This window comes from Mesorhizobium sp. NPDC059025 (assembly GCF_042739655.1).
Lineage (GTDB): Bacteria > Pseudomonadota > Alphaproteobacteria > Rhizobiales > Rhizobiaceae > Mesorhizobium.
In genome coordinates this window covers 123,824-139,020 of record NZ_JBHYIM010000014.1, presented here as the reverse complement: position 1 = coordinate 139,020, position 15,197 = coordinate 123,824, and the positions used below count along the sequence as shown (strand labels likewise).

General features: G+C 61.4%; 12 protein-coding genes. 9 read left to right on the top strand and 3 right to left on the bottom strand.

Features of this window, described 5'->3' with window-relative positions; all coding sequences use genetic code 11:
- Nucleotides 1-14 precede the first annotated feature (14 nt).
- Together ACFWYE_RS26445 and ACFWYE_RS26440 are read right to left on the bottom strand one after the other, a co-directional pair.
- The gene (locus tag ACFWYE_RS26445) at nt 15-431 is read right to left on the bottom strand and encodes a hypothetical protein (protein ID WP_379115138.1); all 417 of its coding nucleotides are present in this window, start codon (nt 429-431) and stop codon (nt 15-17) included.
- 130 nt (nt 432-561) lie between these two features.
- Complete coding sequence (locus ACFWYE_RS26440; protein WP_379115137.1) at nt 562-1,722, bottom strand: fatty acid desaturase family protein; 1,161 nt, start codon at nt 1,720-1,722, stop codon at nt 562-564.
- Between ACFWYE_RS26440 and ACFWYE_RS26435 the strand changes: the two genes are divergently transcribed.
- The 8 genes from ACFWYE_RS26435 to ACFWYE_RS26400 all read left to right on the top strand — a co-directional run bounded on the left by ACFWYE_RS26435 (nt 1,708) and on the right by ACFWYE_RS26400 (nt 10,661).
- A complete protein-coding gene (locus ACFWYE_RS26435; RefSeq protein WP_379115136.1) occupies nt 1,708-2,604 on the top strand; it encodes a DMT family transporter in 897 nt (298 codons plus the stop codon). The genes ACFWYE_RS26440 and ACFWYE_RS26435 overlap by 15 nt on opposite strands.
- A complete protein-coding gene (locus ACFWYE_RS26430) occupies nt 2,531-3,379 on the top strand; it encodes a methyltransferase (RefSeq protein WP_379115135.1) in 849 nt (282 codons plus the stop codon). Before ACFWYE_RS26435 ends, ACFWYE_RS26430 begins: the two co-directional genes overlap by 74 nt.
- A gap of 225 nt (nt 3,380-3,604) precedes the next feature.
- Complete coding sequence (locus tag ACFWYE_RS26425) at nt 3,605-5,032, top strand: hypothetical protein (protein WP_379115134.1); 1,428 nt, start codon at nt 3,605-3,607, stop codon at nt 5,030-5,032.
- Nucleotides 5,033-5,262: 230 nt separating this feature from the next.
- Nucleotides 5,263-6,195: a DMT family transporter gene (locus ACFWYE_RS26420; RefSeq protein WP_379115133.1), complete on the top strand. Its 933-nt coding sequence runs from the start codon at nt 5,263-5,265 to the stop codon at nt 6,193-6,195.
- 358 nt (nt 6,196-6,553) lie between these two features.
- Entirely contained in the window at nt 6,554-7,654 is a 1,101-nt protein-coding gene (locus ACFWYE_RS26415; protein WP_379073177.1) for a polyamine ABC transporter substrate-binding protein, read from the top strand.
- 69 nt (nt 7,655-7,723) lie between these two features.
- Nucleotides 7,724-8,863, top strand: coding sequence for an ABC transporter ATP-binding protein (locus ACFWYE_RS26410; RefSeq protein ID WP_379115132.1), 1,140 nt, complete (start codon nt 7,724-7,726; stop codon nt 8,861-8,863).
- 9 nt (nt 8,864-8,872) lie between these two features.
- A complete protein-coding gene (locus tag ACFWYE_RS26405) occupies nt 8,873-9,841 on the top strand; it encodes an ABC transporter permease subunit (protein ID WP_379062931.1) in 969 nt (322 codons plus the stop codon).
- 1 nt (nt 9,842) lies between these two features.
- On the top strand, nt 9,843-10,661 hold the full coding sequence (locus ACFWYE_RS26400; protein WP_379062929.1) for an ABC transporter permease: 819 nt from the start codon (nt 9,843-9,845) through the stop codon (nt 10,659-10,661).
- 120 nt (nt 10,662-10,781) lie between these two features.
- Here the strand turns inward: ACFWYE_RS26400 and ACFWYE_RS26395 are convergent, their stop codons facing one another.
- Nucleotides 10,782-12,740 carry an AsmA-like C-terminal region-containing protein gene (locus ACFWYE_RS26395; protein WP_379115131.1) on the bottom strand — a complete coding sequence of 653 codons (1,959 nt, stop codon included), beginning with the start codon at nt 12,738-12,740 and terminating at the stop codon, nt 10,782-10,784.
- A 274-nt stretch (nt 12,741-13,014) separates the two neighbouring features.
- Between ACFWYE_RS26395 and ACFWYE_RS26390 the strand changes: the two genes are divergently transcribed.
- The gene (locus ACFWYE_RS26390; protein WP_379115130.1) at nt 13,015-14,973 is read left to right on the top strand and encodes an acetoacetate--CoA ligase; all 1,959 of its coding nucleotides are present in this window, start codon (nt 13,015-13,017) and stop codon (nt 14,971-14,973) included.
- Nucleotides 14,974-15,197 lie beyond the last annotated feature (224 nt).

Genomic DNA, 15,197 nt, shown 5'->3' with positions numbered 1-15,197 from the left:
CTCGCTACGGGTCCTCACATCAAGGTGTGCAGGGCGATTCCGCAGGTCGGAATTTGGGGATCCAGGCGATGCCGCGTGGACTTGAACCCGAGAAGCTTTCCGGAAAGCCCGGCCTCGTAGATCCTGTTCGTGTCGAATGAGGCCTCATCCTCCCATGAGGTGACGGAAAGCCTGGGGTCCTCGTAGGAAAGCAGGATGCAAGGCACTTTTCTGAGCGACAGCTGGCGCGCGCAATACAGCCGATGGTGGCCATCCATGACGAGCGAGTGTTTGAGCTCCACCAGAAGCGGACGCGTCCAGACGGAGTCGCGGGAGATGGCCTTCGAGAGCGACATCGCCCGGTCGAGATTGATCTCCTCCGTGGGTCTGAGTTCTTCGAGTCCCAACATGACTATGTGGTATTCCGATAAGGTGGCGGAGACGAAGTTCATGGCGAATGCCCTCCAGGTAACAGGCAGTAATCAGGGTCGTATCGAGCGTCTTCGGCGGAAGTGAAATTGCCCTCAATGCTCACGCGCGTTTCCGGAAGCGGAATGGCAGCAAGGTTTTGCTGGAACCGATCTAGCTGATGGACGGCGCAGGATTGCGGTAGCGAAAATCCTCGACCCACTCCGCCAGTGAGTGTTTGCGGGCGGCATATTCCGGACACTCGGACATCAGGATTGCGTGGCACTCCGGGAAGGAGCGCGTAGAGACCGCCGGAAAGAGGTGATGGAACAGATGGTAGGAGTCGTTCCGCGGGAAGATCAGCCATTGGATGAATGCACTCTCGACCACGTAGTTTCGGGCCTTGTCGATGTCATCCTCGTTCTGCAGGAGCCCGGCGTGATCCATGATGTCGGTGGCGTAGCCGATGGCAGGCAGAACGACGCAAAGCGGTACGATCCAGAATGCGACGACGATGATGGCAACGGGATTCAGCACCACGAGACCGCCGACTGCGGCAAGAAGAGAGCCGACATAGATCAGGCGCGCGATTTTCCAGGGCAGGCTCTCATTGCTCCCGAGAAACGTGCGGCCGGTATAAGCCAGGATCGTCTCGGCAACAAAAAAACGGCGCAGGTAATGGAGCCAGCGGGACGATGTCAGCGGCTCATGGAAATTGAACTTCGCGGTGTCCGCAAATTCGCGGTCCCGCTCATAGTCTCCCGTGTACTGATGATGGGTGATATGATCTCGACGATAGTTGGCGAAGGAGTAGAGAAGCAGGATGGAAAGGAGGCGACCGATCGCCTCGTTCCAGGCCCGATCGTTGACGAACCCGCCATGGCTGCACTCATGGATGATGTTGCCGAAGCATCTCATGCGCATGCCGATCATCGCGATCGCGATCCAGTAGACTGCAACGAACGCCAGCCAGGAGTGCTGCAGGATCAGAAGGGGCACCAGGACGCAGGATGCGATCGCTGTCATTTCGACGAGAAGAATAAGTGTTGCTTCGGCTCGGCTGTTTTTCTTCGAAAGATGCATAAATTTCTTGTTAAATCTGGCACGAATATCGCTTCCGTTAAGTGCCATTCTCTTTCCCCTCAACTTGAATAGAAAAGCGCGAGCATCACTGCAGACGATACTGCACCAACGAAGTAGGCACCCGTGATTCAATAAATTCATATGGACTTCGAATTTATCGTGGCTGCCTTTCCGCAGCAGACGCGAAACAATGGGGAACGATTGACTTTCCAAAACGATGTCTGAAGGATCCCATAAATGGTTGGGTCGCATAGGTTTCTGGCCTTAACCTTGTCGGTTATCTTCGGCCTGGGATGGGTTTTCGTAAAAGCGGCGCTCGATCATTTTCCACCAATAATCATGGCCGCGTTTCGGTTCGGCTGTGCGGGTGTCGCCATGCTTCCATTCTGCAAATGGAAGGGTCTGAATCTCAAAGACGTCATTGTACTTTCTATTTTGTCGATAAGTATTCCATATAGTCTTTCAAACTATAGTCTCAGCCAGCTCGACGTTTCGGTTACCGTGATGTTGGCTCAGATGGAGGCCCCTATACTGATTGTCATGTCGGCACTGTTCCTGCGGGAGATTCCGAGCCGGACGATCATTCTGGGGGTTATCGTCTCCTTTGTCGGTGTGACTTTCGTGGCCGGCAGGCCAGTTGTGTCCGGCAGTTTCTTCCCCGTCATTCTGGCGGTTGTCAGCATGGTGATCTGGTCGACCGGGCAGTTGATGATCCGCAGGCTCAGCCTTACCGCCAGCTTCAGCCTGCTCGGAGCCTTGTCGCTTCTGGCCGCGCCGCAGCTTGTCGTCCTCTCTTTTGTTTTCGGGGAGCCGCAGATGCAGTCGGTCTGGACCGCGTCGGCCACGAATTGGCTGCAGGTCGTCTATCTCGGGATTGTCATGACGGCTGGAGGGATCGGTACCTGGTACTTCCTGATCTCTCGCCATCCGATCAATCTCGTTGCCCCCTATCTGCTTTTGGTGCCCGCGGTATCGATCATTGGCGGCGCCTTGTTTCTGGGAGAGAGGCCAACGCTTGAAACGATCGTCGGGGGAGGCCTGATCGTAGTGGGCGTTGCGATTGCCTCTTTTTTCCCCGGCAGAAACGCCACAGCACCAGGAAACCGGTTGGAGAAAGCCGATGAATATTGCTGAATTGCAGATTGCGAAGATGGAAGAGGGCAAACTCCAGCTGGATGTCATGGCCATGCTTGAGCAGCGCGATGTGCCTCGAGAGGAAATCATGGAGATATTGCACATGGCTGCTGGCGACAGCGCTTTGCTGCGCCGCCTCGCGATCCGCAAGAAATTCGGCGAGCCGAATGCCTATCTTCGAGGCTGGGCTCAAATGCTGGGGCGCAAATTCAAGATCGACCGGCGCAGCTACATTCCTGATGCCTACACCGAAGAGCTGATCGAGCGCGTGATAGCGGAGGCGCCTCAGCGAGGATCCTTGCTGGAGGTCGGCACAGGTTGCGGCTGGATCTCCATTTCGCTGAAGTGCTCGCGGCCCGACCTTGCCGTTTCCGCATGTGATATCGATCCGAACGCGCTGGCGCTGGCCCGAGAAAATGCGCTGACGCATCAGGCCGAGATCGATTTCCAGGAAAGCTACTTCGTGGACGACGTGCACATGCGCGAGCCCGACATCATCATTGCCAACATCCCCTATGGTGGCGATGCGGATTACACCCCGCGCGAACTGGAGGAGCGTCCCCAGATGCCACCCATTTCGATCTGCGATCCCGACGGCCCCGTGGTGACCCTGATCGAGTTCATCGGCTCGGTACGACGCCGGAACTGGCGGAGCCGGATCTACGTGGAGACGGGTTATCTCAGCCGCGCACGGCTGGATCCGGTGATCGACGGATGCCGGCATTTCGAGCACTACCGGAACGGTGAATTCGGATACCTCGTCATCGATCCGTGAGTGCTTGGCACAGCGCTGTCCTTTCGAGGTCCTGCCAGGCCGTGCTGCGACGAAAATCTCGGCTCGAACGTTGAAGGCCTCACAGGAATATTGCCAGCCTCGATGTCCCGGTATTTTGTCAGGATCGTTTCAGCAGAGATGGCATGTTAGCTACCGCTGACATTGACGCTTGCCGGCTCTGTCCGCATTTTCCCGCGCGACATTGTGTAACCGGTGAGGGCACCGATGGCTGGTACCGATCGTCCCGTGCGGCGCTGGCTGCGGCGCATCGCCATTTTTGTCGTCGCGGTCCTGATCCTTGTGGTCGCGCCCGCCGCCGTCATCCTCTATCCGACCTTCAAATCCTATCCGCAGGTCAAGTTCCCGCCGGCTGCGTCGCAGGCCGAGAGGAACCGGCAGGACCTCGATCTGCTGCAGCGTCTGCCCGAGGTCGAACGCAGCTTCACCAACGAGACCCGCTCGGCCTTCAACGCAGCGATGGGCGAGCTTGCCGCCCGTGCGCCCGGTCTGGACCGCGCGGGCTTTGCCATGGGTGCCGCGCGTGCGGTGGCGTTGGCCGACAATGGTCACACCAGCGTCATGGCGCTGGTCGGCGGCCATGGTTTCAACGCGCTGCCGCTGCGCTTCGGCTGGTTTGCCGACGGGTTGTTCGTGGTGGCGGTGCGTCCCGACCAGCATGATCTGCTGGGAGCGCAGCTTGTCACGCTCGACGGTCATTCAACGACCCAGCTGCTCGAAGGACTGCGCGCCTATGTCGGCGGGCCGGCCAACCTGGCGCGTGAGTTGTCGCCGAACCTGCTTGCCTCGCCGGAACTGCTGCATGCCGCCGGCCTTGCCGACAAGGCGGACGCCGCGGCGCTGGTCCTGCAACCGCGTGACGGATCGCAGGCGTCGCACACGCTCGCCGCCGAGCCAGGCACGCCGGAGCCGCTGACCAGGACATTCTGGCCGAAACGCTATCTGAGCCCCGTTGCGCTGCCCGATGACAACGGATCCTGGGTCCATGTGCTGCAGGGCGTGCCGGTGCCACCGGCGCTGGCGCGGCCCGACCGGTTTTTCTGGCATGACTTCCTGGCCGATGGCAGCACCCTTTATGTGCAGATCAACCGTGTGCGCGACCAGGACGGCAAGTCCCTGCACGGCTATCTCGCCGACGTGCTGGCCGAGGCGAAGACACGCCGGATCAGGAACGCTGTGGTGGACCTGCGTTTCAATCCGGGCGGCGACTACACGCAAACGGCCGATTTCTCGAAGCAATTGCCCGAACTCGTGCCGCAGGACGGCAAGGTCCTGATCCTCACCAGCGGGACGACATTTTCGGCGGCGCTCAGCACCGCGGCGATGCTGAAATATCATGCCGGCGGGCGTGGCATCCTGATGGGTGAGCCGATGGGCGACAGGTCGAAATTCTGGGGTGAGGGCGGCAACGTCACCTTGCCGAATTCCAGGCTGACCGTCCGCTACACCACCGCCTTTCACGATTGGGAGGATGGCTGCGGCCTGGCGCAGGTCACGACATGCTTCTTCCTCAACTATGTCTATGGCACGCCATCCGGTTCGTTGGCTCCCGCCATTCCTGTCGTGCAGACATTCGCAAGCTATGCCGCCGGCGAGGACACGGTATTGTCCGAGGCGCTGAAGCAGGCGCAGTAGGTCCTTTCCGGCTGCGTCGCCAGGGGATCGTCAAATGATCCGCCGGCTGCGTGTGGCCGCGGATTGGAACAACCGAAGCGGGCAATCCGGCCCTTGCCCGCATCGGTTCTTTCGCGCTCAGTTCCAGCTGGAGCGTTTCCGTTGGAGTTGCTCCAGGGGGACAATTGGAAACCGCCAGATTCTGTCGTCCCCCGCACAATGCGTCGCATGCGAAAGGGCAATAGTGAGCCATGAACGCCATCGCTCAACCATCGGCATTGCGGGAGGAACGCATCGGCTATCTGCTGGTGTTCCTGTCCGCCCTGATGTGGAGCCTTGGTGGCACCATTGCCCGCTTCATCGCGGTCGATGACAGCTGGACGGTGGTGTTCTGGCGCTCGGTCTGGGCAGCGGCTTTTCTCATCGCTTTCATGGCATGGCGCGACGGCCCGCGCGGAACCCTCAAGCTGTTCCGCGACATGGGATTGCCGGGCCTTGCGGTCGCCGTCTGTTTCGCCACCGCGTCCACCTGTTTCGTCGTCGCGCTCGCCTACACCAAGGTCGCCAACATCCTGCTCATGCAGGCCGGTGTGCCGTTGCTGGCGGCGTTGCTGAGCTGGCTGCTGTTTCGCGAAAGAGTTTCGGCCGCCACCTGGGCGGCGATCGCCGGCGTGATCGTCGGCGTCGCCATCATGGTCTCGGAATCGCTCGGCGGTGCGGTGTCGCCGATCGGCGACGGGCTGGCCTTGCTCATCGCCTTCATGTTTTCGGTCGCTACCGTCATAACCCGACGCTTTGCGCAGGTGCGCATGACGCCGGCCACCTGCCTCGGCACGATCCTGGCCGCGCTTTTTGCTGCTTCGCAGGCCAGCCAGTTCGCGGTTTCGCCGCGCGACATGGGCTTCCTGTTCGCCTTCGGCGTCATCAACCTCGGCGTGGGGCTTGCTTTCTTCGCCACCGGCGCCCGGCTGGTTCCGGCGGCGGTGGCGGCGCTGCTCGGCACATTCGAGCCCATCCTGGGGCCGATCTGGGTCTGGCTCGTGCATGGCGAGGTGCCTTCCGCCCGCACCATGGTTGGCGGCATCGTCGTCGTTGCCGCACTGCTTGTTCACATCGGCCTGGAAATGCGGCGCCAGTCGCGACCGGCGCGACCCGGTACCACCGGCATCCCGTCGCCTACCTGACACAAACCGAGATTTGATTGTCAGGAGCGATTGGAACATCTTTGCCCATTGACAAGCCTGCTACGCGACGGGCAGGCTGCAGATGCGGCAACAACAAGACAGGCGCATCTTGCCACGTGACAGAGCCGGCCAAACCAGGATCGAGCTTCATCGCCTTGGTCTGCCAATCGGGCAGCCGCGGGCGGTAGTTCCCCCAAGCAGCCAGACAGGCTGCACTTTGCCTTTCTATCGCACGCATTCCAGGCACCGCCGTCTCAGCGGCGTGTCGTCCGTTGCCATAACACCAATCGACAATGAATGCCGGATCAGGGCCATCGTGCCGGCCGGCAAGGGAACACTGACAAAGGGAGTTTGAATGATGATCCGCAAAGCGATTTTGCTGGCGGCGACGGCCGTGGCGTTGACGTTGCCGACGCTGGGTGCGCAGGCACAGGAGCGCGTCGTCAACGTCTACAACTGGTCCGACTACATCGACCAGTCGATCATTGCCGACTTCACCAAGGAAACCGGCATCAAGGTCGTCTACGACGTCTATGATTCCAACGAGATCCTGGAAACCAAGCTGCTGGCCGGCGGTTCGGGTTACGACGTCGTCGTGCCGACCGCCACGCCGTTCCTGGTGCGCCAGATCGCTGCCGGCGTTTACCAGAAGCTCGACAAGTCGAAGCTGCCGAACCTCAAGAACATGTGGGACGTGGTCCAGGAACGCGTCGCCGCATTCGATCCGGGCAACGAATACTCGGTCAACTACATGTGGGGCACCACCGGCATCGGCTACAACACCAAGAAGATCAAGGAAGCGCTCGGCGTCGACACGATCGACAGCTGGGACACGGTGTTCAAGCCGGAGAATCTCGCCAAGCTGAAGGATTGTGGCGTGATGATGCTGGATTCGCCCACCGACATCCTGCCGACCGCGCTCAACTATCTGAAGATCGATCCGAACTCGAACAAGGCCGAAGATCTCGCCAAGGCGGAAGAGCTGATGCTGAGCATCCGTCCTTCGGTGCGCAAGTTCCACTCCTCCGAATACATCAACGCGCTCGCCAACGGCGACATCTGCCTTGCCGTCGGCTTCTCGGGCGACCTGTTCCAGGCGCGCAACCGCGCCCAGGAAGCCAAGGCCGGCGTCGAGATCGCTTATACGATCCCGAAGGAAGGCGCCGAGATGTGGTTCGACCAGATGGCCGTGCCGGCCGATGCCAAGCACCCGGCCGAAGCGCTGGAATTCATCAACTACATGATGAAGCCGGAAGTGATCGCCAAGTCGTCGGACTATGTCTTCTACGCCAACGGCAACAAGGCCTCGCAGCCGCTGATCAACAAGGAGATCACCGGCGATCCCACGATCTACCCCGATGAAGAGGTGATGAAGAAGCTCTTCACCGTCAAACCGTACGATCCCAAGACCCAGCGCACCATCACGCGCATCTGGACCAAGGTCGTCACGGGACAATAAGCATCAGCGAAAACCCCGGCAGTCCGACTGCCGGGGTTTTTTCGGGGACAGGATAACGGGAGTGGGACAATGAAATCGCTGGGCAGCATTCGCAGGGATTTTGCGCCGTGGAACGATCCGAACGCAAAGCCTTACATCCAGTTTGAAAATGTCACCAAGCGGTTCGGCGACTTTGTCGCCGTCAACAACTTGTCGCTGACCATCTACGAGCGCGAGTTCTTCGCGCTGCTGGGCGCATCGGGCTGTGGCAAGTCCACGCTGCTGCGCATGCTGGCGGGCTTCGAGCAGCCGACTTCGGGGCGCATCCTGCTCGACGGCGAAAACCTCGCCGGCACGCCGCCTTACCGGCGCCCGGTCAACATGATGTTCCAGTCCTATGCGCTGTTCCCGCACATGACGGTGGAAAAGAACATCGCCTTCGGCCTGAAACAGGAAGGCATGCCCAGGGCCGATGTCGAAAAGCGCGTTGCCGAGATGCTGAAGCTGGTCAAGCTCGAGGCTTTCGCCAAGCGCAAGCCGCACCAGCTTTCCGGCGGCCAGCGCCAGCGCGTCGCGCTTGCCCGTTCCGTCGCCAAACGCCCGAAGGTGCTGCTGCTCGACGAGCCGCTCGGCGCACTCGACAAGAAGCTGCGCGAAGAAACCCAGTTCGAACTGATGGACCTGCAGCAGGAACTCGGTCTGACCTTCGTCGTCGTCACCCACGACCAGGAAGAGGCCATGACGATGGCCGACCGCATCGCCATCATGGACAAGGGTGAGGTGATGCAGGTCGCGACGCCTGCCGAAGTCTACGAGGCGCCGACCTCGCGCTTCGTCGCGAACTTCGTCGGCAATGTGAACATGTTCGAGGGCAAGGTCGCCGAGCGCACCGAAAAGACCGCGAGGATCACCGGTGCCACCGGCGCGCAGATCCTGGTCGAGAACGCAGGCGACGCCACCGCCGGTGCCAACGTCGCTTTCGCCATTCGTCCCGAAAAGATCCGCATCTCCTCGGCCAAGCCGGAGGGCTCGACCAATGCGCTGGAAGGCGAAGTCTATGACATCGCCTATCTCGGCGACATGACCGTTTACCACGTCAAGCTGAGCGACGGGCAGATCGTGCGCGCGCAGAGCATGAATGCCGCCCGCATCTCGGACGATCCCCTGACCTGGAACGACCGCGCCTGGGTTTCCTTCCGGCCTGATGCCGGCGTCGTGCTGACGCGGTAGGAGGCGATCATGGCGGGTGCTACCCTTTCTGCCCCAACCGCAACCGGCGCCGCCCAGGCGCAGGCTGCCCCGCAACAGGCCACCAGCTTCACCGGCAAGCTGGTCATCATCATTCCTTATGTCTTCCTGCTGGTCTTCTTCCTCGTTCCCTTCTTCATCGTCTTCAAGATATCGCTGTCGCAGACAGCGATCGCGATGCCGCCCTATACGCCGGCGTTCGATTTCAGCGGCGGCATCTCCGGCATCATCGGCCAGCTGAAGGAATTGAACTTCGACAACTACATCTTCCTCACCGAGGACCCGCTTTACATCAACGCCTACCTCACCAGCGTCATCGTTGCCGGCATATCCACCTTGCTCACCCTGCTTGTCGGCTATCCGATCGCCTATGGCATGGCGCGGGCGCCGGCGACGCTCAGGCCGACACTGCTGATGCTGGTCATCCTGCCGTTCTGGACGTCGTTCCTGATCCGCGTCTATGCGTGGATCGGCATCCTGAAACCGGAAGGCCTGCTCAACCAGCTTCTGCTGAGCACCGGCATCATCAGCGAGCCGCTGATCATCCTCAACACCTACACGGCGATCTTCATCGGCATCGTCTACTCCTACCTGCCGTTCATGGTGCTGCCGCTTTATTCGGCGCTGGAGAAGATGGATTACTCGCTGGTCGAGGCTGCCCAGGACCTTGGCTGTCCGCCGATCACCGCCTTCTGGAAGATCACCTTCCCGATGTCGCTGCCCGGCGTCCTGGCCGGCAGCCTGCTGGTCTTCATCCCGGCCGTCGGCGAGTTCGTCATTCCGGACCTGCTCGGCGGCTCGCAGACGCTGATGATCGGCCGCACGCTGTGGAACGAGTTCAACGCCAATCGCGACTGGCCGGTGTCTTCGGCGGTGGCGGTGCTGCTGCTGCTGGTGCTGATTGTTCCCATTGTCATCTTCCAGCACGCCCAGGCGCGCGCTCAGGAACAGGGGCGCTGAGATGAACACGACCTGGAGCCGTTTCAACATCACCTCGGTTACGCTGGGCTTTGCGTTCCTGTACCTGCCCATCGTGCTTCTGGTGATCTTCTCCTTCAACGAATCGAAGCTCGTCACCGTCTGGGGCGGCTTCTCGACCAAATGGTATGTCTCGCTGTTCCAGAACCAGGCGCTGATCGATGCCGCCTGGGTCACCATCCGTGTCGGCCTGATCTCGGCGACCGTGGCGACGGTGCTCGGCACGCTGGCGGCGCTCGCGCTGACCCGCTACACCCGCTTCCGTGGCCGAGTGCTGTTCTCGGGCATGGTGTTTGCGCCCCTGGTCATGCCGGAAGTCATCACCGGCCTGTCGCTGCTGCTGCTGTTCGTCGCGGTCGGCCTCGACCGCGGTTTCTTCACGCTGACGCTGGCGCACATCTCCTTCACCATGTGCTTCGTCGCCGTGGTGGTGCAGTCACGCCTCGTCACCTTCGACCGCTCGCTCGAAGAGGCGGCGATGGATCTCGGTGCCTCGCCGGTGGCTACTTTCTTCCAGGTGACGCTGCCGGTCATCCTGCCGGCCATCGTCTCGGGCTGGATGCTGGCCTTCACCCTGTCGCTGGATGATCTGGTGACGTCGTCCTTCACCTCGGGACCGGGTGCGACGACGTTGCCGATGAAGATCTACAGCCAGGTCCGCCTCGGCGTGACGCCGGAGATCAACGCCGCCTGCACGATCCTGATCGCGATCGTTGCGACGGGGGTGATCATCGCCTCGGTCGTCAACAAGCGCCGCGAAGTGCAGCGCCTGCGCGACGAACAGGCGGCGATGCGGGGATAGAGCTTCGCGATCCGAAAATGAAAAAGGCAGCTTCGGCTGCCTTTTTCAGGAGCGTCTCCGTCAGCTCTGTGTTGTTACGCAAGCCCGGACGGAAAACCGTACCCGTCTCCCGGAATTGCTCTATTCGCCTGTCTTGCGGCGCGTGATCGGCGACACGAAGGGCGTTGTCCAGGTCCCGCCGACGAAGAAGGTTGCCTCGTTGCCGCTGTTGCTGGGTGTGGTGGGCGCAGGCAACGCGGCCGGAGGCGGTGTGCTGGACGTGGTCTGGCTGGCTGGAGCCTGGCCGTCCGGAACGGTGCCTGGTTGCGCTGGAGCCGGCTGGGCCTGAGGAGCCGGCTGGGCTGTCGGTTTCTGGATGACGCCGCCTGACAATGCCAGCCCACGCCCTGCATAAGGCACGATGCCGGACAGCCATATCTTGGTCTGGCCGGACTTCGCCTCGGCCCGGTCGATGCGAGCGACGCCCTTGGCTATGCTGGCCTTGAGCTCGGCTCCGTCGATCGCCAGCGTGCCGTCGGCGACTTCGTCGAGCGCGAAGAATCCACCGTCCTCGGCATGCTTCAGGAACGATGGCAGGTTGAGCGCGGTCAGATTGCCCGGGCCAAAAGTGGCCGAAACCGAACCGTCTGCATTCTGCAGGATCGAATTCCAGGATTTGCCGGGGCCTTTCAGGATCAGCGACACGGTGCCCGTTCCGGTCGGCATCAGGCGCGTCATGCCTGCGGCGGAGGTGAATTCGGCGCCATTGATGTCGGAAGCAAGCAGCTTCATCTCCACCTGGGTGCCTTCCGGACGCAGATCGAAGCGCAGGCTTGCCTGGATGTTGCCGCCAAAGGCGCCGGCGTCGGAAATGTCGAAGACGGCGAGGCCGTTCTTGACCTGGGCGGTGCCGGCCATGTCGGCAAGCTGGATCGGCCCGGCGGTGGCATGCGCTGCCGACAGTCTCAGATCGAGGTTGAAGCGGTCGGCGAAGGATGTGTCGATCGCATCGAGATCGCCGGGAGCCGCGGCCGTCGTGGTGAAGGCTGCGAGGAAGGCCGCCAGGTTGACGGTGTCGAAGGCCATGGTGCCGGAGATCACCGGCATTGCATCGTTGAAGGAAATATCGAGCGCGCCGTTGCCGGGGTTCTTGTCGACGGTCATCTCGGCATTCTCGAACTTGATCCGGTCGCCATTGCCGCTGACCTTGCTGCTGACCGAAACGGGGCCAGTGGTGGCGCCGGGTGCGATGCCGGCCCGCAGCCAGTACAGCGCGCGCCGCAGCGACGGTGCCGAGAACTTGGCCTGGCCGTCGAAGAACGATTTCGCCGAGAAATTGCCGTTGCCCTCGAATGAGAGATTGGCCGGCGGCGCCTTGAGCGACACCGTGAACGGTGCAGCACCGCCCGCCAGCAACAGCATGGGCTGCGGTGAATTGGCCTCCACGGACACGCTCTCGCCGCGCCAGGTGCCATTGGCCGTCAGCGAGCCGGCCGCATTCAGCGCCTCCCAGTCGACCATGCCCGACAGTCCGGTCACAACCTCTTCTTCCGATCCGTCGACGCTGGCGACGACACGGCCGTCGCGGAATTCGATGCTGCCGAAACCTTCCTGCGGCAGCTTGACGGCGTCCGGCTTGCCCGGATTGGCCTTGACCGTTTCCCTGGCTGCGTCGATGGCGCGCGCGACGCGGCCGCCAGAAGGTGCTGCAGGCAGAAGCAGCCCATGCTCGGCAGGCTCGATGCGGAAGACCGGCTTGATCAGCTGCACGCCGGAGAACACGACATCGCCACGCAGCGCCGCCATCGCCGACAGGTCGATGTCGACCCGTTCGGCCTGCATCACCGGCGGAGCCTTGTCATCGCTCCATTTCGACAGCGTGACACCCGACAGCGTGGCGCGGAACTGCGGCCAGATCGAAATCTCGGGCGTGCCCTCGATGGTGACGCGGAAACCGCTCCAGGCGCTCATCTCCCAGGCGATGCGGTCGCGCACGATGCGATTGGACGCAAAATAGGGTACGGCCACGAACGCCAGGACGGCGACGATGACCGCAATCGATACAGCCCAAATGGCCCGCCAGATCAGGGGTGATGGCATCTGGTCCTTAGCGTTTCAATTCCACCGCATGAAGGGGTGTAAACCTAGAGCAATTCCAGGAAAAGTGTTTAACGGTTTTCCGTCCGGAATTGCGTGAAAACAAAAAGTTAGAGCGTTTCCGCGTTTCCGTGAAAAAACGGAAACGCTCTAGGCGGCTGCATTTCAAGTCTTTGTGACCATGCGATGGCGATAGCACACATGCTGTCGCATTCGGCCGACCTTGCGTTGTTGCGTTGCAGTATGCTTAACGGGTGACGCCACGGGAGGAACATTGATGGCCGCAGATACCCCCCTTTGGAGCCCATCGGAAGCACGAATTGCCGAGGCGCCGCTGACCGAATTCACGCGCGCGGCCGAGCGGGCCAGCGGGCAGAGCTTCGCCAGCTACCACGATCTGCATGCCTGGTCGGTGGCGGAACGCGAAGCATTCTGGGATTTGGTGTGGAACTTCTGCGGCATCACGGGCGACAAGGGCGAAACAGTGCTTGTCGACGGCGACAGCATGCCGGGCGCGCATTTCTTCCCCGACGCCAGGCTGAATTTCGCGGAAAATCTGCTGAAGAAGAGCGGTTCCTCCAACGCGATCGTTTTTCGCGGCGAGGACCAGGTCGAGCGGCGCCTGTCGTGGGACGAACTGCACGCCAGGGTCTCACAGCTTCAGCAACTGTTCGTGAAGCTCGGCGTCAAACAGGGCGATCGCATCGCCGCGATGATGCCGAACATGCCCGAAACGGTTGCCGCCATGCTTGCCGCCACCTCGATCGGCGCGGTGTGGTCGTCCTGTTCGCCCGATTTTGGCGAACAGGGTGTGCTCGACCGCTTCGGCCAGATCGAACCGGTCGTCTTCATCGTGCCGGACGGCTATTGGTATGCCGGCAAGGCCATCGAGGTTGCCGACAAGGTGGCGGCCGTCGCTTCGAAACTGGAGAGCCTGCGCAAGGTGCTGGTGGTCGACTATCTCGGCACCGCGCAAGATGTCGCCGGCACCATCGAGGGCGCGGAAGCGCTGGAGATGGCGCTGCAGCCCTTCGCGGCCAAATCAGTCACCTTCGAACGACTGCCTTTCGCGCATCCGCTTTACATCCTGTTCTCATCCGGCACGACCGGCATTCCGAAATGCATCGTGCATTCGGCCGGCGGCACGTTGATCCAGCACGTCAAGGAACTGCGCCTGCATGCCGGCCTCGTCGAGGGTGACCGCTTCTTCTATTTCACCACCTGCGGCTGGATGATGTGGAACTGGCTGGTTTCGGGTCTGTCCTGCGGTGCGATGCTGCTGCTTTATGACGGCTCGCCCTTCCATCCATCCGGCAATGTGCTGTTCGACTTCGCCGACGCCGAGAAGATGACCTATTTCGGCACGTCGGCGAAGTTCATCGATTCGGTGCGCAAGGCCGGGCTGACGCCGATCACCACGCATGACCTCTCCACCGTCCGCACCATCTCGTCGACCGGCTCGCCGCTGTCGCCGGAAGGCTTTCGTTTCGTCTATGAAGGCATCAAGCAGGATATCCACCTCGCTTCGATTTCGGGCGGCACCGACATCGTCTCCTGTTTCGTGCTGGGCGTGCCGACCGAACCGGTCTGGGAAGGAGAGATCCAGGGGGCCGGGCTTGGCCTGGCCGTCGACGTCTGGAACGACGACGGCCAGCCGGTGCGGCAGGAGAAGGGCGAACTGGTCTGTGCCAAAGCGTTTCCGGCCATGCCGATCGGCTTCTGGAATGATCCCGATGGCAGGAAGTATCACGGCGCCTATTTCGAGCGTTTCGACAATGTCTGGTGCCATGGCGACTTTGCCGAATGGACCGAACATGGCGGTATGATCATCCACGGTCGCTCGGATGCGACGCTGAACCCGGGTGGTGTGCGCATCGGCACGGCCGAGATCTACAACCAGGTCGAGCAGATGCCGGAAATCCTCGAGGCGATCTGCATCGGCCAGGATTTCGAGGATGACGTGCGGGTGGTGCTGTTCGTAAGGCTGGCCGCGGGGATCGCCCTGGACGAGGCACTCGAGAAGAAGATCAAGGCCAAGATCCGCACCGGCGCCAGTCCGCGCCATGTGCCGGCCAGGATTGTCGCCGTCACCGATATTCCGCGCACCAAGTCGGGCAAGATCACCGAGCTTGCGGTGCGCGATGTCGTCCATGGCCGCGCCGTCAAGAACCAGGAAGCGCTCGCCAATCCCGAAGCGCTCGACCTGTTCAGGGATCGGCCGGAACTGCAGAGCTGAGCGGACAGCCGGGCGGAGAATACGGTAAACAAAGCGTAGCGCTCAAATTTACCGCGTTTTCACAAGTGGTACACTTTCGTAAATTTTTCCGCACCCGGGTAAGGATTTGTTTACGACCCGGCCGTGATAGTCACGGGTAACTTGAGGGAGAAATCCCATTCCCGCTGGGCGGGAACAGTATCGCTCAAGCCCGTTGTGACAAATTCCTCTTCAGGCGCCCCGTC